The organism is Pseudomonas sp. SIMBA_068 (genome assembly GCF_046534705.1).
Lineage (GTDB): Bacteria > Pseudomonadota > Gammaproteobacteria > Pseudomonadales > Pseudomonadaceae > Aquipseudomonas > Aquipseudomonas putida.
The window spans coordinates 1-239 of sequence record NZ_JAWRYI010001525.1 but is presented as its reverse complement, the minus strand read 5'-3'; the positions used below and the strand labels follow the sequence as shown (position 1 = coordinate 239).

Sequence of the window (239 nt, the reverse complement as noted above, 5' to 3'; positions counted from 1 at the left end):
CAGCAGGCTACTGGTGACGTAAAACGGCAAAGTGGTCGACACCTGCCGTCCCAAAGAATCAGTAGTGACCACCACCGCTTCCCCCGCGCCATTGATGAAGGGGACATTGGTCAAGGTGTATGGACCCGGTTGCAACTCGGTGGTGCTGGACTTGTAGCCATTGATGAACAGGTCCAGCGACGTCGGAACCGCCGCTTCACCCGCGAATGCCGGTAACGGGTACGTCACCAGGTCGGGGC

At 59.4% G+C, this 239-nt stretch carries 1 pseudogene; it reads right to left on the bottom strand.

Annotation, left to right across the window (positions count from 1 at the left end):
- Window positions 1-239 (bottom strand): annotated as a pseudogene (locus tag SB756_RS34775) (fimbrial biogenesis outer membrane usher protein); the annotation flags it as partial.